General features: G+C 56.9%; 17 protein-coding genes. 13 read left to right on the top strand and 4 right to left on the bottom strand.

Going from position 1 to position 21,384, the window contains the following annotated elements; genetic code table 11:
- Positions 1-90: 90 nt before the first annotated feature.
- The 3 genes from pflB to ycaO form a co-directional block, all read right to left on the bottom strand.
- Entirely contained in the window at positions 91-2,373 is a 2,283-nt protein-coding gene (gene pflB / locus CBW22_RS08130; protein WP_058769544.1) for a formate C-acetyltransferase, read from the bottom strand.
- A gap of 69 nt (positions 2,374-2,442) precedes the next feature.
- On the bottom strand, positions 2,443-3,303 hold the full coding sequence (focA, locus tag CBW22_RS08135) for a formate transporter FocA (RefSeq protein WP_021508350.1): 861 nt from the start codon (positions 3,301-3,303) through the stop codon (positions 2,443-2,445).
- Positions 3,304-3,655: 352 nt separating this feature from the next.
- On the bottom strand, positions 3,656-5,419 hold the full coding sequence (gene ycaO, locus CBW22_RS08140) for a 30S ribosomal protein S12 methylthiotransferase accessory factor YcaO (RefSeq protein ID WP_088516419.1): 1,764 nt from the start codon (positions 5,417-5,419) through the stop codon (positions 3,656-3,658).
- 311 nt (positions 5,420-5,730) lie between these two features.
- On the opposite strand from ycaO, the gene serC reads away from it, so the two are divergent.
- The 12 genes from serC to CBW22_RS08200 all read left to right on the top strand — a co-directional run bounded on the left by serC (position 5,731) and on the right by CBW22_RS08200 (position 19,724).
- Positions 5,731-6,816: a 3-phosphoserine/phosphohydroxythreonine transaminase gene (gene serC, locus CBW22_RS08145; RefSeq protein WP_021508348.1), complete on the top strand. Its 1,086-nt coding sequence runs from the start codon at positions 5,731-5,733 to the stop codon at positions 6,814-6,816.
- Between the two features lie 85 nt (positions 6,817-6,901).
- Entirely contained in the window at positions 6,902-8,188 is a 1,287-nt protein-coding gene (aroA, locus tag CBW22_RS08150) for a 3-phosphoshikimate 1-carboxyvinyltransferase (RefSeq protein ID WP_088516420.1), read from the top strand.
- Between the two features lie 198 nt (positions 8,189-8,386).
- A complete protein-coding gene (cmk, locus tag CBW22_RS08155; RefSeq protein WP_088516421.1) occupies positions 8,387-9,067 on the top strand; it encodes a (d)CMP kinase in 681 nt (226 codons plus the stop codon).
- Positions 9,068-9,189: 122 nt separating this feature from the next.
- On the top strand, positions 9,190-10,863 hold the full coding sequence (gene rpsA, locus CBW22_RS08160) for a 30S ribosomal protein S1 (protein ID WP_021508345.1): 1,674 nt from the start codon (positions 9,190-9,192) through the stop codon (positions 10,861-10,863).
- Between the two features lie 86 nt (positions 10,864-10,949).
- Positions 10,950-11,234: an integration host factor subunit beta gene (gene ihfB, locus CBW22_RS08165; RefSeq protein ID WP_010618275.1), complete on the top strand. Its 285-nt coding sequence runs from the start codon at positions 10,950-10,952 to the stop codon at positions 11,232-11,234.
- Positions 11,235-11,466: 232 nt separating this feature from the next.
- Positions 11,467-13,695 (top strand): DNA internalization-related competence protein ComEC/Rec2, encoded by a 2,229-nt coding sequence (locus CBW22_RS08170; protein ID WP_254919482.1) that lies wholly within the window; start codon positions 11,467-11,469, stop codon positions 13,693-13,695.
- A gap of 34 nt (positions 13,696-13,729) precedes the next feature.
- Positions 13,730-15,478: a lipid A ABC transporter ATP-binding protein/permease MsbA gene (gene msbA, locus CBW22_RS08175; RefSeq protein WP_021508343.1), complete on the top strand. Its 1,749-nt coding sequence runs from the start codon at positions 13,730-13,732 to the stop codon at positions 15,476-15,478.
- On the top strand, positions 15,475-16,476 hold the full coding sequence (gene lpxK / locus CBW22_RS08180; protein ID WP_088516423.1) for a tetraacyldisaccharide 4'-kinase: 1,002 nt from the start codon (positions 15,475-15,477) through the stop codon (positions 16,474-16,476). The genes msbA and lpxK overlap by 4 nt, the downstream gene beginning before the upstream one ends.
- Before the next feature lie 20 nt (positions 16,477-16,496).
- Complete coding sequence (locus CBW22_RS08185; protein ID WP_088516424.1) at positions 16,497-17,714, top strand: winged helix-turn-helix domain-containing protein; 1,218 nt, start codon at positions 16,497-16,499, stop codon at positions 17,712-17,714.
- Positions 17,715-17,792: 78 nt separating this feature from the next.
- On the top strand, positions 17,793-17,975 hold the full coding sequence (locus tag CBW22_RS08190) for a Trm112 family protein (RefSeq protein ID WP_010618270.1): 183 nt from the start codon (positions 17,793-17,795) through the stop codon (positions 17,973-17,975).
- The gene (gene kdsB / locus CBW22_RS08195; RefSeq protein ID WP_058757760.1) at positions 17,972-18,721 is read left to right on the top strand and encodes a 3-deoxy-manno-octulosonate cytidylyltransferase; all 750 of its coding nucleotides are present in this window, start codon (positions 17,972-17,974) and stop codon (positions 18,719-18,721) included. The genes CBW22_RS08190 and kdsB overlap by 4 nt, the downstream gene beginning before the upstream one ends.
- Positions 18,722-18,830: 109 nt before the next feature.
- Positions 18,831-19,724, top strand: a complete 894-nt coding sequence (locus tag CBW22_RS08200; RefSeq protein WP_021508339.1) for a YcbJ family phosphotransferase — start codon at positions 18,831-18,833, stop codon at positions 19,722-19,724.
- Here CBW22_RS08200 and elyC read toward each other — a convergent pair.
- Entirely contained in the window at positions 19,704-20,489 is a 786-nt protein-coding gene (elyC, locus tag CBW22_RS08205; RefSeq protein ID WP_088516425.1) for an envelope biogenesis factor ElyC, read from the bottom strand. The two genes, CBW22_RS08200 and elyC, sit on opposite strands and share 21 nt — an antisense overlap.
- A gap of 124 nt (positions 20,490-20,613) precedes the next feature.
- On the opposite strand from elyC, the gene cmoM reads away from it, so the two are divergent.
- Positions 20,614-21,384, top strand: a complete 771-nt coding sequence (gene cmoM, locus CBW22_RS08210) for a tRNA uridine 5-oxyacetic acid(34) methyltransferase CmoM (RefSeq protein ID WP_058769552.1) — start codon at positions 20,614-20,616, stop codon at positions 21,382-21,384.

Genomic DNA, 21,384 nt, shown 5'->3' on the forward strand with positions numbered 1-21,384 from the left:
TTTTGCCAGACTGCCTGCAAAAGCAGACTGGCAAAACAGGCTTGTGGAGAAAAGGCTCCCGCAGGAGCCTTTCGATTACAGTGAGAAGGATTACAGCGACTGAGTAAAGGTACGGGTAATCACATCCTGTTGCTGCTCTTTCGTCAGCGAGTTGAAACGTACGGCATAACCGGAAACGCGGATGGTCAGCTGTGGATATTTCTCCGGGTGCTCCATGGCATCCAGCAGCATTTCACGGTTCATGACGTTAACGTTCAGGTGCTGGCCGCCCTCGATACTGGCTTCGTGATGGAAGTAACCATCCATCAGGCCAGCGAGGTTGGTTTTACGCACGTTATCATCTTTGCCCAGCGCATTCGGTACGATAGAGAAGGTATAAGAGATACCGTCTTTGGCGTAGGCAAATGGCAGTTTGGCCACGGAAGTCAGTGAAGCGACAGCACCTTTCTGGTCACGGCCATGCATTGGGTTGGCACCTGGTCCAAATGGCGCACCGGAGCGACGACCATCCGGTGTGTTACCGGTTTTCTTACCGTATACCACGTTGGAGGTGATGGTCAGTACCGACTGCGTTGGCACCGCATTACGGTAGGTCTGCAGTTTCTGAATTTTCTTCATGAAACGTTCAACCAGGTCACAGGCCAGATCATCCACGCGCGGGTCGTTGTTACCGAACTGCGGATATTCACCTTCAATTTCGAAGTCCACTGCCAGACCATCGGCGTCACGGACCGGTTTCACTTTGGCATATTTAATCGCTGAAAGTGAGTCCGCGGCGACAGACAGGCCTGCGATACCACACGCCATGGTACGATAAACGTCACGGTCGTGCAGTGCCATCAGCGCGGCTTCATAACTGTACTTATCATGCATGTAGTGGATGATGTTGAGTGACGTGACGTACTGTTTTGCCAGCCAGTCCATGAAGTGGTCCAGACGCGCCATCACGGTGTCATAATCCAGCACATCGTCAGTGATTGGCGCTTCTTTCGGGCCGACCTGCATTTTCAGCTTCTCGTCCACACCGCCGTTGATTGCGTACAGCAGTGTTTTAGCCAGGTTGGCACGTGCGCCGAAGAACTGCATTTGTTTACCGACAATCATCGGGCTCACGCAGCAGGCGATGGCGTAGTCATCATTGTCAAAGTCCGGACGCATCAGGTCATCGTTCTCATACTGCAGCGATGAGGTGTCGATGGAGACTTTTGCCGCATACTTTTTGAAGTTAACCGGCAGCTTCTCAGACCACAGGATGGTCATGTTTGGTTCCGGTGATGGACCCATGGTGTACAGCGTGTTCAGGAAGCGGAAGGTGCTTTTCGTCACCAGCGTACGACCGTCAACGCCCATACCAGCCAGTGATTCAGTGGCCCAGATTGGGTCGCCAGAGAACAGCTCATCGTATTCCGGCGTACGCAGGAAGCGCACCATACGCAGTTTCATCACCAGATGGTCAATCAGTTCCTGCGCCTGCTCTTCGCTCAGTTTACCGGCTTTGATATCGCGCTCGATGTAAACGTCGAGGAAGGTGGACACGCGACCAAATGACATCGCGGCACCGTTCTGTGATTTCACTGCTGCGAGGTAACCGAAGTAGGTCCACTGTACTGCTTCCTGCGCGGTGGTGGCTGGCAGGGAGATATCAAAGCCATATTTGGCGGCCATCTCTTTGATCTGGCCCAGTGCGCGGTGCTGTTCAGAAATCTCTTCACGCAGGCGAATGGTGGCTTCGAGATCAACGCCATTTTCCATGTCACTCTGCAGTGAGTTGAACTGAGCCACTTTGTCTTTCATCAGGAAGTCGATGCCGTACAGCGCGACGCGACGGTAGTCACCGATAATACGACCGCGGCCGTACGCATCTGGCAGACCGGTCAGCACGCCGGATTTACGGCAGCGCAGGATATCCGGGGTGTAAACGTCAAACACGCCCTGGTTGTGGGTTTTGCGGTAATCGGTGAAAACTTTCTTCAGCGCCGGATCCAGCTCGCGGCCGTAAACTTTACAGGAGCCTTCCACCATTTTGATGCCGCCAAATGGGATAATGGCGCGTTTCAGCGGAGCTTCAGTCTGCAGACCAACGATGGTTTCCAGCGATTTGTTAATATAGCCCGCATCGTGTGAGGTGATGGTTGACGCTAAATCAGTGTCGAAATCAACCGGTGCATGAGTACGGTTTTCAATTTTGATGCCTTCCAGCACGCTGTCCCACAGTTTGGTGGTGGCTGGCGTCGCGCCGGCGAGGAATGCTTCGTCACCTTCATACGGCGTGTAGTTTTTTTGGATGAAGTCACGGACGTTGACGCTGTTCTGCCATTCACCGGCGCTAAATCCTTCCCAGGCTGACGCCATTTTTTCATTCAGTTCGGACATGATATACCTGCCTTATTTAGGGAGACTGTAACGTATGGCGCGCTGCTCAGCACGCCCGTACTTAATGACTCAGTGCGCGGACTCACCGTCGCGCAGATAGATAACCCAATAGGTCAACCCGACTAACAGACCGCCGCCAATGATGTTGCCGATGGTCACGGGAATCAGGTTATTAACAATAAAATCGCCAATGCCCAGTGCAGGAAATTGCGCCGCGCTGGCACCGGTCATCTGCCAGAATTCCGGGCTGGCAAAATCGCGAATCATAATGGCCATCGGGATCAGGAACATATTGGCGATGCTGTGCTCAAAGCCGCTGGCTACGAACATCGCAACCGGTAAAATCATTGCCACCATTTTGTCGAGCAGGCTACGGCCGGAGTAGCTCATCCACACCGCCAGACACACCATCAGGTTAGCCAGTGTACCGAGGCTTACCGCTTCGATAAACGTATGATGCATTTTGTGGTCGGCGGTCTGTAAGACATTTAATCCCCAGGCACCATTTGCGACCATATGCTCACCGGCCAGCCAAATCAGCGCCACAAAAAACAGCGCGCCGCACAGGTTGCCAACGTAGACATTGAGCCAGTGACGACCCAGTTGCAGCCAGGTAATGCGTCCGCTGGCTTTAGCCACCACAATCAGCACCGTTGAAGTAAACAAATCAGCGCCGCAGACCACAACCAGCATTAAACCCAGTGAGAAGCAGATGCCACCGATCAATTTGGCCATGCCGTACGGCATAGTGCCGCTGCCGGTGGTGGCGGTGATATAAAACACAAAGGCAATGGAAATAAAGACGCCAGCAGTGATAGCCAGAAAGAAGGTGGTTAAGGGATGTTTCGTCGCTTTATAGACTCCGGCATCTTCTGCGACTTTTGCCATCGCCGCCGGTAATAATGAATTAAAAGGGTTGTCAGCTTTCACACTAACGCTCTCCAGAAATTGTCTGTAAAGATACTAACAAAGGAGTATAGGTCAGGAGTTGATGTGGATCATATTTGCCGAAACGGCAGGGTTAAGCAAAGCCGCAAAACGAGCAAAAAATCAATTAAAGCCTTGAAAATTCTTAAATAAATAATTTTTAATTTATGCAAAACAAGTTGAAGGCGCGGCTGGCTTAAGGGCTATTTTGTTAAATGCTGTTTATCAATGATAGTGAATTGTTATTTATTATTTTCTGCGCCCGATGAATTTTCAGCGGCATAAAAAAGGGCACTGGATACTGCCAGTGCCCGTTAATTTTCAGGCTAATTCGTCACAGACAAAATGCGCCGATTTATTTCGCAGACCAGTAACGACGTTTTGCCGCCTGTAATTTTTCATACGCGGCCAGCAGTGCCTGATGCGCCGGGAACGCGTGCAGATCGCGGTCAACCGCCTGCAGACCGTAGAACGGTGCCTCACCACTGATGGCAGCCGAAGCGGCGTCGACGGCGGCTTCGCCATACATGCGCACAAACGCGCGATGATACTGCAGCGGATCGCGATCTTCTTCCATCGCCAGTAGCAGCAGAGTCTGCAGGCAGCGGTAGTAATTGGCACGCTCAGGGCTGAAGATCGACTGGTTGAACTCCATGGTCCATTCCGTCCAGATCAGCGCCTGATCCAGATCGCCACCGGCCAGCGCCAGCATCGCTTTCAGCTCGCCAATACGCAGCGTGAACCAGCCGTTGTCTTTGCCGGTCGCCAGCCCCAGCAGTTCACGCACGCGGGTGAAGTCATCATGACCTTCTTCATCCAGCTGTTCGATCAGAGCCAGATACTCCTCAGGTTGCCACTGGGTTGCCGGCAGGGACAACAGCGTTTCACGCAGTGAGGCACCCATGTTGTTATTCGCCAGCAGCAGGTCTTCGGCAGGGTAAATATCAGACATGCCCGGTACGATAATGCGGCAGGCGTAAACGCCCAGATGTTCGTAGTCGGCGATATATACTTCTTTATCTTCCGCACGGAAGATCGCCATCAGCGTATCGAACTCTTCATGGGTGGTGCCGGCAAAGCTCCAGTCGACAAAGGGATAGTCGGCATCGTCTTTGAACATATCCCAGGAGATCAGACCGCTGGAGTCAATGAAGTGGGTTTCAAGGTTAGCGTGTTCAGCCACTTCTTCATCATCGAAGGTGGGCGGGGTAAACACGTCGAGATCTTTCAGGCCGCGGCCCTGCAGCAGCTCGGTGACGGTACGTTCCAGCGCGACACCAAAGTCCGGATGGGCACCAAACGAGGCAAAGCAGGTGCCGTTAGCCGGGTTGAACAGCACCACACAGATCACCGGATAGTTGCCGCCCAGCGAAGCGTCATAGGAGAAAATCGGGAAACCTTCCGCTTCAAGACGATTGATGGCCTCCACCACGTCAGGATAGCGCTGCATCACCGCTTCAGGAATTTCCGGCAGGCTGATGGATTCTGCGATAATGCGGTTTTTAATATGGCGCTCAAACACTTCGGATAAGCCCTGTACGCGCGCTTCATTGGCGGTGTTGCCAGCGGACATGCCATTAGACACATACAGGTTGCCGATGATGTTCATCGGAATGTAAACAGTTTGCTGATCGGACTGGCGGGTAAATGGCAGGCCGCAAATACCGCGATCGGCATTACCAGACTGCAAATCCACCAGGTAGGACGCGCTCAGGCTCTGTTCCGGATCGTAAAACTTACGCAGGCGTGCATCCAGAATGCCTTCCGGCAGGCTGTCGTCGTCGGTCAGCGGGAACCATTTCTCGTTCGGGTAGTGCACGAAGTCACCGTTAGCGATGGTTTCGCCCAGCCAGAAATCGGCAAAGAAGTAGTTGGTTGAGAGGCGCTCAAAATATTCGCCCAGCGCTGAGGCCAGCGCCGCTTTTTTACTGGCGCCTTTACCGTTAGTAAAACAGAGCGGGCAGTCGCGGTCGCGAATGTGCACTGACCAGACGTGCGGCACCGGGTTCAGCCAGGAAGCTTCTTCAATGTTGAAACCCAGATCCTGCAGTTTCTGCTGGAAGCGTGCGATGGAGTCTTCCAGTGCGGCGTCTTTACCTGGAATAAACGTTTGCGTCATGGTGGCGCTCTCTCAAGTCGATGGTTGGGCGTAAAGCGCGCAATAATACGGGTTTTGCGCCTGCTTCGCTATTGCTCCGCCAAATTTCTCAACGCATTGTTACGGCTTTTTCGCGCTCTGGCAGCTGTCTGATTTTACTTCACCGGGCTGCCTCACAAAATTCCGTGGCTTATTACATTTGTGACATAAGCTGCGGTGGAGCGGGCTCTGGAAATGTGATCGCTGCCGGATAAATGATTGCAGCCATCCGGAGGCAATGATAAAACCGATGGGGTATTCATAACCGTTCGATATGACAATGGTGAGGGGAAATGGCGCAGGTTTATAATTTTAGCTCCGGACCGGCAATGCTGCCGGTGGAAGTGCTTCGTCGTGCAGAACAAGAACTGACAAACTGGCATGGCTTAGGCACCTCGGTGATGGAAATCAGTCACCGCAGCAAAGAGTTTATTGAAGTCGCGGAAGCGGCGGAGCAGGATTTTCGCGATCTGCTGAAAATCCCGGCCAACTACAAAGTATTATTCTGCCATGGTGGCGCGCGTGCGCAGTTCGCGGCAATCCCGGGCAATCTGCTGGGCGATGCCAGCCGCGCGGATTACATCGACGGCGGCTACTGGGCGCACAGTGCTATTAAAGAAGCAGAAAAATTCTGCTCGCCGAACGCCATTGATATCAAAACCACCCGTGAGGGTAAACGCGCACTGTTACCGATGCGTGAATGGCAGCTCAGCGATGATGCTGCTTATGTGCATTTCTGCCCGAATGAAACCATCGACGGTATTGCCATCGATGAAGAGCCAGACTTCGGCGATAAAGTGGTGGTGGCCGATCTCTCTTCGACCATCCTGTCCCGCCCACTCGACATCAGCCGCTACGGCGTGATTTATGCCGGCGCGCAGAAGAACATCGGTCCCGCTGGCCTGACGCTGGTGGTAGTGCGTGATGACCTGCTGGGCAAAGCGCAGCGCTGGGTGCCCTCCATTCTCGACTACAAAGTGCTGGCCGAAAACGATTCAATGTTTAACACGCCGCCGACGTTTGCCTGGTATCTCTCCGGCCTGGTGTTCAAATGGCTGAAAGAGAAGGGCGGTGTAGCGGAGATGGACAAGGTTAATCAGGCGAAAGCCGATCTGCTGTACGGCGTGATTGATAGCAGCAGCTTCTACCGTAACGACGTCGCCAGTGAAAACCGTTCCCGGATGAACGTGCCTTTCCAGCTGGCCGATGCTGCGCTGGATAAGGTGTTTCTTGAAGAATCACTGAAGGCGGGCCTGCATGCGCTGAAGGGGCACCGTGTGGTTGGCGGTATGCGTGCCTCGATCTACAATGCGATGCCGCTGGAAGGCGTTAAAGCGCTGACCGAATTCATGGTCGACTTCGAACGTCGTCACGGTTAATTATCTACTTTAGTGCCAGCCTGACCGGCTGGCATCAGACCCTGTCACTGGACAGGGTCTCGTATTTCTGGAGATTTGGTTTCACATGCAGGACTCCCTGACTTTACAGCCGATTGCCCGCGTTGACGGCACGGTAAACTTACCGGGCTCAAAAAGCGTATCAAACCGCGCCCTGTTACTGGCCGCGCTGGCGAACGGCACCACGCGCCTGACCAACCTGCTCGACAGCGATGATGTTAAACACATGCTTAATGCGCTGCAGGCGCTGGGCGTCAGCTATACCCTGTCAGCCGATCGCACCGTGTGTGAAGTGGTCGGCAATGGTGGACCGCTGCGTGCCGAACAGCCGCTGGAATTGTTCCTGGGCAATGCCGGAACCGCGATGCGTCCGCTGGCGGCAGCACTGTGCCTCGGCGAGCAGTCGGTGGTGCTGACCGGCGAACCGCGCATGAAAGAGCGTCCGATCGGCCATCTGGTCGATGCGTTACGGCAGGGCGGCGCGCGCATTGATTACCTCGAACAAACCGACTATCCGCCGCTGCGTCTGAACGGCGGATTTACCGGTGGCGAAGTCAGTGTCGATGGCAGCGTTTCCAGCCAGTTCCTGACGGCGCTGCTGATGACCGCGCCGCTGGCACAGCAGGACACCACGATCACCATTAAAGGCGAGCTGGTTTCCAAACCCTACATTGATATCACCCTGCACCTGATGCGTTGCTTTGGCGTGGACGTGGATAATCAGCACTACCAGCGCTTTGTGGTGAAAGGTCAGCAGCAGTATCAGTCGCCAGGTGATTATCTGGTGGAAGGCGATGCGTCGTCAGCGTCCTATTTCCTTGCCGCTGCGGCAATCAGAGGCGGCACGGTGCGGGTTACCGGCATTGGCCGCAACAGTGTGCAGGGCGACATCCGTTTTGCCGATGTGCTGGAGAAGATGGGAGCGGTGATCGAGTGGGGCGACGATTATATTGCCTGCACGCGCGGTGCGCTGAACGCCATTGATATGGACATGAACCATATCCCGGATGCGGCGATGACGATCGCTACCACCGCGCTGTTTGCTGAGGGCACCACGCTGATGCGCAACATCTATAACTGGCGCGTAAAGGAGACCGATCGCCTGGCGGCCATGGCGACCGAGTTGCGTAAAGTTGGTGCGGAAGTGGAAGAGGGGCACGATTTTATTCGCGTCACACCGCCTGCGCAGTTACAGCACGCCGATATCGGCACGTACAACGATCACCGCATGGCGATGTGTTTCTCGCTGGTTGCGCTGTCCGACACGCCGGTAACCATTCTCGATCCCGGCTGTACGGCAAAAACCTTCCCGGACTACTTCCAGCAGCTGGCAAAAATCAGCCACGCATCCTAATCCGCCCGCCCGGTACCGCTGTGCCGGGCTTCTGAACCCTCTGCTGGCCTCACTGGCGGGAAATTGTTCTGAAACTGTCGAAATTTCTGGCGCTGTCTACGCTAAAGGGTAACCAAGCGGACGCGGGCAGCGTATAATGCCGCGCAATCCAGACAGCCAAGAAGGCTGATCATCAGCACGCAGCAACAGGAGAGAACAATGACGGCAATCGCCCCGGTAATTACCATTGATGGCCCAAGCGGCGCGGGTAAAGGGACTTTATGTAAAGCGATGGCGGAGTCGTTGCAGTGGCACCTGCTGGATTCAGGGGCTATTTATCGCGTACTGGCTCTGGCCGCGCTGCATCATCAGGTGGATATCGAGTCGGAAGAAGCGCTGGTGCCCATGGCGGCGCACCTTGACGTGCGTTTTCTGTCGGTAGACGGTGAAATGCAGGTAGTGCTTGAAGGTGAGGATGTCACCGGCGAAATCCGCACCCAGGAAGTGAGCAATACGGCGTCGCGCGTGGCGGCATTTCCACGCGTGCGTGAAGCCTTGCTGCGCCGACAGCGTGCTTTCCGCGAGGAGCCGGGTTTAATCGCCGATGGACGTGATATGGGCACCGTGGTTTTCCCGGACGCGCCCGTTAAAATTTTCCTCGATGCCAGCTCCGAAGAGCGTGCGCGTCGCCGTATGCTACAGTTGCAGGAAAAGGGCTTTAGTGTTAACTTTGATCGCCTTTTATCCGAGATAAAGGAACGCGACGACCGCGATCGTAACCGCGCCATCGCGCCTTTAGTGCCAGCCGCTGATGCTCTGGTGCTGGATTCAACCAGCATGACCATTGAGCAAGTGATTGAAAAGGCACTAGATTATGCCCGCCAGAAGCTGGGCATTTAATCTTTTCGGCGACCGAATTGTAGTAACCCTGTGCCAGGGAAGCGGTGCAGGGCATGTGAAACAACCCCATCCGACAATGACGTCAGGTGGACGTTAAATTGAAGAATCCTAAGATTATCAATATGACTGAATCTTTTGCTCAACTCTTTGAAGAGTCCCTGAAAGAAATCGAAACCCGTCCGGGTTCCATCGTTCGTGGCGTCGTTGTTGCTATCGACAAAGACGTCGTGCTGGTTGATGCGGGTCTGAAATCTGAATCTGCTATCCCTGCAGAACAGTTCAAGAACGCAGCCGGCGAACTGGAAATCCAGGTGGGCGACGAAGTTGACGTTGCTCTGGATGCAGTAGAAGACGGCTTCGGTGAAACCCTGCTGTCCCGTGAGAAAGCTAAACGTCACGAAGCTTGGATCACGCTGGAAAAAGCTTACGAAGACGCTGAAACTGTTACCGGTGTTATCAACGGCAAAGTTAAAGGTGGCTTCACAGTTGAGCTGAACGGTATTCGTGCGTTCCTGCCAGGTTCACTGGTTGACGTTCGTCCGGTCCGCGACACCCTGCACCTGGAAGGCAAAGAGCTTGAATTCAAAGTAATCAAGCTTGATCAGAAGCGTAACAACGTCGTGGTTTCTCGCCGCGCGGTTATCGAATCTGAAAACAGCGCTGAGCGCGATCAGCTGCTGGAAAACCTGCAGGAAGGCATGGAAGTCAAAGGTATCGTTAAGAACCTCACTGACTACGGCGCATTCGTTGACCTGGGTGGCGTTGACGGCCTGCTGCACATCACCGATATGGCGTGGAAGCGCGTTAAGCATCCAAGCGAAATCGTCAACGTGGGCGACGAAATCACTGTTAAAGTGCTGAAGTTCGACCGCGAGCGTACTCGTGTATCTCTGGGCCTGAAACAGCTGGGCGAAGATCCATGGGTTGCTATCGCTAAGCGTTATCCGGAAGGTACCAAACTGACCGGTCGCGTGACCAACCTGACTGACTACGGCTGCTTCGTTGAAATCGAAGAAGGCGTTGAAGGCCTGGTACACGTGTCTGAAATGGACTGGACCAACAAAAACATCCACCCATCTAAAGTTGTCAACGTAGGTGATGTGGTTGAAGTTATGGTTCTGGACATCGACGAAGAGCGTCGTCGTATCTCCCTGGGTCTGAAGCAGTGCAAATCTAACCCATGGCAGCAGTTCGCAGAGACCCACAACAAAGGCGATCGCGTTGAAGGTAAAATCAAGTCAATCACTGACTTCGGTATCTTCATCGGCCTGGACGGTGGCATCGACGGTCTGGTTCACCTGTCTGACATCTCCTGGAATGCGACTGGCGAAGAAGCCGTTCGTGAGTACAAGAAAGGCGACGAAATCGCTGCCGTTGTACTGCAGGTTGACGCAGAGCGTGAGCGTATTTCTCTGGGCGTGAAGCAGCTGGCTGAAGATCCATTCAACAACTACATCACCCTGAACAAGAAAGGCGCAATCGTGACGGGTAAAGTCACTGCAGTTGACGCTAAAGGTGCTACAGTAGAATTAGCTGACGGCGTAGAAGGTTACCTGCGCGCTTCTGAAGCTTCTCTGGACCGCATCGAAGACGCCACTCAGGTTCTGAGCGTAGGTGACGACGTTGAAGCGAAATTCACCGGCGTTGACCGTAAGAACCGCGTTGTGAGCCTGTCTGTTCGTGCTAAAGACCAGGCTGACGAGAAAGAAGCTATCAACACTGTTAACACCAAACAGGAAGATGGCAACTTCTCTAACGCAATGGCTGAAGCGTTCAAAGCGGCTAAAGGCGAGTAATCGACCCGAAGCACCGGACGGTGAAAATCGTCCGGTTTCGGTAAAAGCTGTCATACCTTTCCAAACAGGGATTAACCGGAGGTTACATGACCAAGTCAGAACTGATTGAAAGACTTGCTGGCCAGCATACTCATATCCCGGCGAAAGTCGTTGAGGATGCGGTCAAAGAGATGCTCGAGCACATGGCCACTACGCTGGCCCAGGGCGAGCGCATTGAAATCCGGGGATTCGGCAGCTTTTCTTTGCACTACCGCGCACCGCGCACTGGTCGTAACCCGAAAACGGGTGACAAAGTGGAACTGGAAGGTAAATACGTTCCCCACTTCAAGCCAGGTAAAGAATTGCGTGACCGTGCAAATATCTACGGCTAAGCCGTTACCGAACGATAAAAACGACACCTGCAGGTGTCGTTTTTTTTTGCCTCGCGTTCAGGCTTGCGATCCTGCTTCCATATTGCTGTTCATTTCCTGCAACCACCATAAACTGCGCGTAATGCCTCTCTGAAATCGACATTTAGCCGCATGCTTTTGCCTCTGCCAGCGCGCACAATGCGCGGCAATGACAGAAGAGGGCGTGCGCGTGACAATAACAGTGGTAGCCAGAATGATGCTCCTCGCGGCGCTGCCGCTGGGTATGCTGCCGCACATCCCCGCTTACAGCACTATTGTGCTGCTGTTAATAAGCGCACTGTTGCTGGCGTGTACGTCAGTAATGCTTTTGCGCTACGCCGGACTGGGCTTGCTGCTGTTGAGCTGGGCACTGATCGAGGCGCGTCAGACGGTCGATACCCTCGAGCAACTGACCATGGCACCGGTGGCGGCCACGCTTCAGATAACTGCAGTGAATCCCGCGAAGAACCAGCTCACGGCGCAGGTAATCCGGGCAGGTGACCGCTACGTCCTTCCACCGTTGTTTGTCACGCTGCGTAATGTCAGCGATGAGGTCGCCTGGTGTGCGGGACAGCGCTGGCAGATGCAGCTGCGGCTACGCGCGGTGCACGCCCGGCTCAACGAGGGCGAATTTGATCTGCAGCGTTTTGCCATTGCTAACCACAGCGCGCTGCAGGGGCGTATTGTCAGCCAGCAGGCTGAGTCTCTGCGCTGCAGCTGGCGGACGCGTTTTATCGATCATCACCTGGCTCGTTTCACCGGGTTAACGCAGCCCGCAATAATACAGGCACTGGCCTTTGGCGTGCGTGACGCGATGACCCCGGCCCAGCGAGCCTTACTGCGCGAAACCGGTACCGCGCACCTGATGGCCATCTCCGGCATGCATATCGCGCTGGCGGCCAGCGTAGGCTGGCTACTGGCGCGCGTCATCCAGTTAGTGTTACCTGCCAGGCAAATCGGCTATCTGATGCCGCTGCTGATCAGCGGGTTAACAGCGGCAGCCTATTGCTGGATCTCCGGCAGTCATCCTCCGGCACAGCGCGCGATGCTGGCGTTAACGCTGTGGCTGGCGACGCGTATAGCTGGCTGGCAGCTGAGCAACTGGCAGGTGTGGACGCTCTGCGTGGGGAGTTTGTTATGGCTTGATCCGCTGACGGTGCTGTCAGAGAGCTTCTGGCTGTCGGCGCTGGCCGTGGCGATGCTGATACTGTGGTTTCAGTGGTTTCCTCTGCCGCCACGTTTTCGCCAGCCGCGTCGCTGGCTCATGCTGCGACTGCTGCATCTGCAATTGGGCATGATGATTCTGATGGCGCCGCTGCAGATCTTTCTGTTCCACGGGCTCAGCCTGAGCGCGCTAGTAGCCAACCTGCTGGCGGTGCCGGTGGTGTCGCTGATTACCGTGCCGTTGATTCTGCTGGCGATGCTGTTGCCGCTGCCTGCAATCGCCGTTCCGCTATGGCAGCTGGCCGATCTGTCGGTCAGCCTGGTGATGCAGGGGCTGACGTGGCTGCCCGCCGGCTGGTGGCGCTGGAGCGATCCGCTGCCGGCGGTGCTGCTGCTCTGGGCCGGGCTGGCGCTGTGGCGCAGCGGCTTGCTCGCGAAGGCGCTGATGCCCTGCTGCGCGCTGTTGCTCTCGCTGTGGTTCTGGCGCAGCAATGCCCAGCAGGACGACTGGCAGATTGACATGATCGATGTCGGACATGGTCTGGCGGTGGCGATCAGCCAGGGAAATGAGGTGATGCTGTATGACAGCGGACCCGGTTGGGCAGAGGACAATGCAGGCGTGCGGGTTTTGTTACCCTGGCTGCACTACACCGGGCGCCAACTGCAAGGGGTGATCCTGAGCCACAAGCATCTCGATCACCGTGGTGGATTAGCCGCGCTACAACAGGCGCAGCCTGGTCTGCGGGTTCGCAGCGCGCTCGGCGAGCCCGGGCATCTGCCGTGCTATCGCGGCCAGCAGTGGCAGTGGGGGCGTTTGCACTTTCACGCGCTATGGCCGCCGCGCGCGCAGACCGCCGGGCAAAATAACGACTCCTGCGTGGTGCGCGTGGACGATGGTCAGTTCAGCCTGTTACTGACCGGGGACATCGAACTGGAGGCGGAGCGCAAGCTGGTCGCCCTGGAAAAGGGCGGCTTACAATCTACGGTTATCCAGGTGCCCCATCATGGCAGCCGGAGCTCCTCCGGCCCTTTACTGTTACGGAGTGTTGCCGGACAGGCGGCGCTGGCCTCGCTGGCGCGCTATAACGCCTGGCGTATGCCCGCCGTCGCCGTGGTCCAGCGTTACCGCGAGCAGGGCTATCGCTGGTATGACACTGCGCAATCAGGCCAGATTCACATCGCGATACGGCAGGGTCGCTGGCAGATTAAGGGGTTAAGAGAGCAAATAATCCCCCGCTGGTATCATCAGTGGTTTGGCGTCAAACGCGATTCCAGGTAGAATGAGCGGCTATTTCAAACAGCGTGAATAAATAATGCATCAAGACAAAGACCTCTCAACGTGGCAGACATTTCGCCGACTCTGGCCGATGATTGCACCGCACAAGGCTGGCCTGATTGTGTCCGCCGTGGCGCTGATACTCAATGCGGCAGGCGACACTCTAATGCTCTCCCTGTTGAAACCTTTACTGGATGATGGTTTCGGCAAAGCCGACAAATCCGTTCTGCTGTGGATGCCGCTGGCGGTCATCGGCCTGATGCTGATCCGCGGCGTAACCAGTTATATCTCCAGTTACTGCATCTCATGGGTCTCCGGCAATGTGGTGATGAACATGCGCCGTCGCCTGTTCGGCCACATGATGGGCATGCCGGTTGCATTCTTTGACCAGCAGTCTACCGGTACGCTGCTGTCGCGGATTACCTACGATTCTGAACAGGTGGCCTCTTCCTCCTCCAGCGCGCTGGTGACGGTGGTACGCGAAGGCGCATCGATCATTGGCCTGTTCATCATGATGTTCTACTACAGCTGGCAGCTGTCACTGATTCTGATCCTGCTGGCGCCGCTGGTCTCTTTTGCCATCCGCACCGTATCCAAGCGTTTCCGCAGCATCAGTAAAAATATGCAGAACACCATGGGGCAGGTAACCACCAGTGCTGAGCAGATGCTGAAAGGGCATAAAGAAGTACTGATTTTTGGCGGACAGGAAGTTGAAGCTGAGCGTTTCTCGCAGGTCAGCAATAAAATGCGCCAGCAGGGCATGAAACTGGTTTCGGCCTCTTCGATTTCCGATCCGGTGATCCAGTTGATCGCATCGCTGGCGCTGGCTTTTGTACTGTATGCGGCCAGCTTCCCGAGCGTGATGGATACCCTGACTGCCGGTACCATTACCGTGGTGTTCTCGTCGATGATCGCCCTGATGCGCCCGCTGAAATCGCTGACCAACGTCAACGCCCAGTTCCAGCGTGGCATGGCGGCCTGTCAAACGCTGTTCACTATTCTGGATAGCGAGCAGGAGATCGACAACGGCAAGCGCGAAATCACGCGTGCAAAAGGGGATGTTGAATTCCGCAACGTGACCTTTACCTATCCGGGCCGCGACATTCCGGCGCTGCGTGATATTAATCTCACGCTGCCCGCGGGTAAAACCGTGGCGCTGGTGGGCCGTTCCGGCTCGGGTAAATCCACCATGGCCAGCCTGCTGACGCGTTTTTACGATATCAACGAGGGCGAGATTCTGCTGGATGGCCACGACCTGCGGGAATACACCCTGCGATCGCTGCGTAATCAGGTGGCGCTGGTCTCGCAGAATGTCCATCTGTTCAATGACACCATCGCCAATAACATCGCTTATGCGCGCAACGGTGAATACACCCGCGAGCAAATCGAGCAGGCGGCGACCATGGCGCACGCCATGGACTTCATCAACAAGATGGATAACGGTCTTGATACGGTCATTGGTGAAAACGGCGTGCTGCTGTCTGGCGGCCAGCGTCAGCGTATCGCCATTGCCCGTGCGCTGCTGCGTGACTGCCCGATTTTGATTCTCGACGAAGCCACTTCGGCGCTGGATACCGAATCCGAGCGTGCCATCCAGTCGGCGCTGGACGAGCTGCAGAAGAACCGCACGTCGCTGGTGATTGCGCACCGTCTCTCCACCATTGAAAAGGCCGACGAAATCGTGGTGGTCGAGGATGGGCGAATCGTGGAACGCGGCACCCATGAGGTGCTGCTGGCGCAGAAAGGCGCTTACGCGCAGCTGCACAAACTGCAGTTCGGTCAATGATCGAACGTATCTGGAGCGGACGCTCGCCGCTGTGGCTGCTGTTGTGGCCGCTGAGTCTGCTGTATGGCGCTATCACCTGGCTGATTCGCCTGAGCTATCAGCGCGGCTGGCGTACCCGCTGGCGCGCGCCCTGTCCGGTCATTGTCGTTGGCAACCTGACCGCAGGCGGCAACGGTAAAACACCGCTGGTGATTTGGCTGGTGCAGGCGCTGCAACAGCAGGGGCTGCGTCCGGGTGTGGTGTCTCGCGGTTACGGTGGTAAAGCGGAACGCTATCCGCTGCTGGTCAATCAGGATAGCGCGACGGAACAGGCTGGTGATGAACCGGTGCTGATCGCCCAGCGCACTCAGGTGCCGGTCGCAGTGGCACCGCAACGCCGGCTGGCAATCGAGGCCCTGCTGGCGGCGCATCCGCTGGATGTGATTGTGACGGATGATGGCCTGCAGCACTACGCGCTAGAGCGCGATCGCGAAATCGTGGTGGTGGATGGCGTGCGTCGCTTTGGCAACGGCTGGTGGTTACCGGCCGGACCGATGCGTGAACGCGTATCGCGGCTGGAGCAGGTTGATGCCGTGGTAGTCAACGGGGGCAGCGCGCAGGCTGGCGAGATCGCCATGACGCTGCAGCCGGGCCTGGCGGTCAATCTGCTGACCGGCGAACAGGCTGCGCTGACGCAGCTGCCGCCAATTGTCGCGATGGCCGGCATCGGTCATCCGCCGCGTTTCTTCACTACGCTGCAGCAGCAGGGCGTGCAGCCGGTGGCAGAGATTGCCTTTGCCGATCACCACGCTTATAGCGAAGGAGAGTTACGCAGCCTGACCCAGGATGCACAGTGCCTGCTGATGACGGAAAAAGATGCGGTCAAATGCCGCCATTTCGCCCGCGCTAACTGGTGGTATCTGCCGGTGGATGCTCATCTGGCGGGCGCGCCGCTGGCCGCATTGCTGGCCGATCTGACTGAACTCTGTACGGCTGCGCGCGACGGCCGGTCGCGCTAACCATCTAAAGGGACGACGTAATGAGCAGCACGCATTCCCTCTCTCTGCAAACCGCCCGCAACCTGCACCTCTCTGCCCAGGGCCTGCTACGTCCGCCGCGCCGTCAGGCGCGTTTTGCCGATATTCACGCCTGTGTGCAGCAGATGTCGCTGCTGCAAATCGATACTATTAATGTGGTCGCGCGCAGTCCGTATCTGGTGCTGTTCAGCCGCCTGGGCGCTTTTCCTGCTGAGTGGCTGGAGCAAACGCTGGCGGCGGGCGCACTGTTTGAATACTGGGCGCATGAAGCCTGTTTTATCCCTTTTGAAGATTATCCGCTGCTGCGTCACCGCATGCTGGCTCCGCAGCGCCTGGGCTGGAAATACAATCAGCAATGGGTGGATCAGCATCAGCAGGAGATCGCCGATCTGCTGCAACATATCGCCGCCACCGGTCCGGTACGCGCCGCTGATTTTGCCAGCGACAAGCACACCAAACCCGGCTGGTGGGCGTGGAAGCCGCACAAGCGACATCTGGAGAACCTGTTTAGCGCCGGTGAACTGATGGTTGTCGAGCGCCGTAACTTCCAGCGCGTCTACGATCTGCGTAGCCGGGTGATGCCGCACTGGCGCGACGAGCAGCATGCGCTGAGCGAGAACGAGGCGGTGATGCAGATGCTGGATCACAGCGCGCGCAGCCTCGGCATTTTCCGCGCCAGCTGGCTGGCCGATTACTACCGGCTGAAACGCGCGCCCATTGCACTCTGGCTGGCGCAGGCCGCTGAGCAGGGAGTGATTCAGCGCGTTGAGGTTGAGCAACTGGGCGAGATGTGGCTGCACCATACGCTGCTGCCGCAGTTGGCGCAGCCGCAGGGCGCCACACACAGCGCGCTGCTGTCACCGTTTGATCCAGTGGTATGGGATCGCCGCCGCGCGCTTGAGTTGTTTAATTTTGACTACCGCATCGAGTGCTACACGCCAGAGCACAAACGCAAATACGGCTATTTTGTCCTGCCGCTGCTGCACCGCGGCGCACTGAAAGGGCGCGTCGATGCCAAAATGGATCGCCAGGCGCAGCGCCTGATTCTGCGGGCCTTCTGGCTGGAGCCCGGCGTGCGCGTGAGCCAGCAGTTTCTCGCCGATGTGCATAAAGCCATTAACCGCTTCGCCGCCTGGCAGGGCGCCAGCGAAGTGGTGCTGGAAAACGCGCCTGATGCGCTGCGGGCCGCCTGGTCCACGCACTGGCACGTCAGCATATAAGCCGATGGCGGCGCGCCGTCCCTGATTGCGCTATGGTATGCTAATCCTCTGACGTATCGGTCCTGAAAGGAGAAAAGTATGGATCACCGTTTACTTGAGATTGTGGCCTGTCCGGTCTGCAACGGAAAACTGTATTACAATAAAGAGCAGCAGGAGTTGATCTGCAAACCCGACGGCCTGGCGTTCCCGGTGCGTGACGGTATTCCGGTATTGCTGGAAGTAGAAGCGCGCACCCTGTCCGTTGAAGAGATTCATCCATGAGTTTCGTGGCGATTATTCCGGCACGCTACGCCTCCACGCGCCTGCCGGGCAAACCGCTGCTGGATATTCACGGTAAACCGATGGTGGTGCACGTGATGGAGCGTGCACGCGAGTCCGGCGCCGAGCGGGTGATTGTGGCCACCGATCATCCTGACGTGGCGGCGGCGGTGACCGCTGCCGGCGGGGAAGTCTGCATGACGCGCGCCGACCATCAATCTGGTACCGAGCGCCTGGCCGAGGTGATTGAAAAGTATCAGTTTGCTGACGATACCATCATCGTGAACGTACAGGGCGACGAGCCGATGATTCCGGCGGAGATTGTGCGTCAGGTCGCGGACAATCTGGCCCAGGCGGATGCCGGCATGGCCACGCTGGCGGTACCGATTCACGAGGCAGAAGAGGCGTTCAATCCCAACGCGGTAAAAGTAGTCACCGATGCCAGCGGCTATGCGCTCTATTTTTCACGTGCGACCATTCCGTGGGATCGCGAACGTTACGCGCAGTCGCGTGAGCAGATTGGCGACACGCTGTTGCGCCACATCGGTATTTATGCCTATCGCGCCGGTTTCATCCGTCGCTATGTGGCATGGCAACCCTGTGCGCTGGAGCAGATCGAGTTGCTGGAGCAGCTGCGCGTGCTGTGGTACGGCGAAAAGATCCACGTGGCGGTAGCGGCCACCGTGCCGAGCGTCGGTGTGGATACGCCGGACGATCTGCTGCGCGTGCGAGAAGCGATGCAGGCATAATCGTCATTGGCCAGCGACCCGGCTGGCCGCAAAGTTTGATCTGGCGCTAAGTTTCGCGCCGTCATGACCTCCAGGATGGTGCAATGAGTTAACTCCGGAGGACTCTTCCATGGAACAACTCCGTGCAGAACTGGCGCTGGTGCTGGGCGAAGGCGTTAGCCGGCTGGAAACCATCAGCGAACAGGCACAATCGCGGCTTTACGCCCTCTATGATGACCACGGCAAGCCGATGCCGCTGGTGGCCAAATATTTTCGTCATCAGGGACGCGCCGCGCTCGAAGCGAAAAAACTCACCATGCTGGCGCATGAAGGACTGATTACGCTGCCCACGGTGTACGGCCTGGTTTTGAGTCAGCAACCACCGGCGCATGAAATGCTGCTGCTGGCGCGCTTAAATGGCGTATCGGCCGAAGCGCCGGCGCGCACGGCAGCGCGCTGGGAGCAGCTGTGTGAACAGATTGTCGAAGGGCTGCTGGCGTGGCACCGCATTGACAGCCATGGCCTGGTCGGCAGTGTTGACAGCGTGCAGGAAAATCGCTGGCCGGCATGGTATCGCCAGCGGGTTGAAGTGCTGTGGTCCACGCTGGGCTATCTGTCGCCCCCCGGATTTACCCACGCCGATCGTCAGATTCTGTTCCGCAGTCGCGAACAGCTGGCGCAGCTGTTTGCTGGCTTTGACGACCCGTGCGTGCTAATGCATGGCAATCTGCGTCTCGCCAGTATGCTGAAAGACCCGCACAGCGATCAGCTGGTGGCGATGACCCAGCCGGGCACCATTTTGTGGGCCCCGCGTGAGTATGAGCTGATGCGCCTGGCGGAAAACGGTGCTGAAGCATCGCTGCTGCAGCACTATTTACAGCGTGCGCCGGTGGATGACGGTTTCGTCTGGCGCCGCTGGCTCTATCAGCTGTGGGATTGCGTTGACACGCTGGTCAGCAGCGGCCAGTTTGACCGGCCGCGCTTTGACCATGCCCGCGCGCAGCTACTCCCCTGGCTCGGCTGAAGGTTCGCCACTGCCGCGCAGCCGCTGCCAGATCAGCCCCAGCGTTTCGTACACCGCGCGCTGGCTATGGCTGAGCCACAGCGGCGAGGGCAGCGTGCGATCCCAGACGCTGATCGGTGAGGTGATCGCCAGCTGGTTAGCCGGTGCCGGTAGCGGATTCAGGCCGGCGCTCTGGAAAAAGTGCATGGCGCGTGGCAGATGGTTGGCAGACGTTACCAGCAGAAACGGATGCTGCCCGATGGTCTGCTTCACCGCCAGCGCTTCTTCGCCGGTGTCATGCGGCTGATCCAGCACAATAATGGCATCGTCGGGCACGCCAAGGCTGCGCGCCACGTCAGCGGCAATGCTGGCGTTGCTGCGCGGATTGTAGCCCGCAGCGGCACCGGTGAAGATCATTTTGGCCTGAGGATAGCGTCGCCACTGGCGAACGCCTTCGGTCACGCGCGGCAGGCTGTTGTTCAGCAGGTTGGAGCTTGGTGCCCACTGCCGGTTATAGGTGTAACCCCCGCCCAGCACCACGATATAGTCCACCGGCTCGCTGCCATTCCACGTGGCATACTGGTTTTCCAGCGGGGCCAGCAGCCGATCGGCCACCGGTTGCAGACTCAGCAGTAACAGCATCAGCCAGCTCAATGAGATAAGGATTTTGCCGCTTTTTTGCCAGCGGCTGAACCAGAGCAGTAAAAGTCCTGCCGCCATAAGCGTTAACAGCAATGGCAAAGGCAGTAGCATCGCGCCAATCCATTTTTTTAAGGCAAAAAACATCGAAAACGTCTCCTTTTGTCCGAAAAAACAGCAGCCAGACAGTTACTGCGGCATGAAAGGTTCATTCTTGTCGAGCCTGTGACAAAATAGCACAAGTTGAATGCAGCAAAGCGGAGCCATCACCATGCAGGATCGTAACTTTGACGATCTGGCGGATAAATTCTCGCAAAATATTTATGGCACCCGTAAAGGCCAGGTGCGTCAGGCGATCATCTGGGATGAGCTGAACGCCATTCTGCCGACGCTGCCCGCCGGCCCGCTGACGGTGCTGGATGCCGGTGGTGGCGTCGGTCAGATCTCCAGCGGCCTCGCCGCGCAGGGGCACCAGGTACTGCTGTGCGACCTGTCGGGCGAGATGCTTAAGCTGGCCGCCGCCCATGCGCACAGCGCAGGTGTGAGCCACAACATGCAATTCAAACAAATTAGCGCGCAGCAGGTTGGCGAACATTTGGATAAGCCGGTGGATCTGGTATTGTTTCACGCTGTGCTTGAGTGGGTGGCGGATCCGCTGGCGGTGCTGCAGGCGCTGTGGCATACGCTGAAACCCGGTGGTGTGCTGTCGCTGATGTTTTATAACGCGCACGGCCTGACGTTCCGCACCCTGACGCTCGGCAATTTCGGCTATCTGCGCGCCAACATGAACAAGCGCAAAAAACGCACGCTGTCGCCGGATTTCCCCCGCGATCCTGACGATGTACAGCGCTGGCTGACGCAGTGCGGATTTATCACCGAGCAGCGTGCCGGTATCCGCGTGTTCAGTGACTACATGAAGCCGCAGCCCGGCGCCGGGAAGAGCGTTGAGGAAATTATTGAGATGGAACGGCGCTACTGTCGTCAGGAGCCCTTTTTGAGTTTAGGGCGCTATATCCACGTGACTGCGCGCAAACCCAGGTAG

This window comes from Pantoea sp. VS1, assembly GCF_002207995.1.
GTDB classification, from domain to species: Bacteria; Pseudomonadota; Gammaproteobacteria; order Enterobacterales; family Enterobacteriaceae; genus Pantoea; species Pantoea dispersa.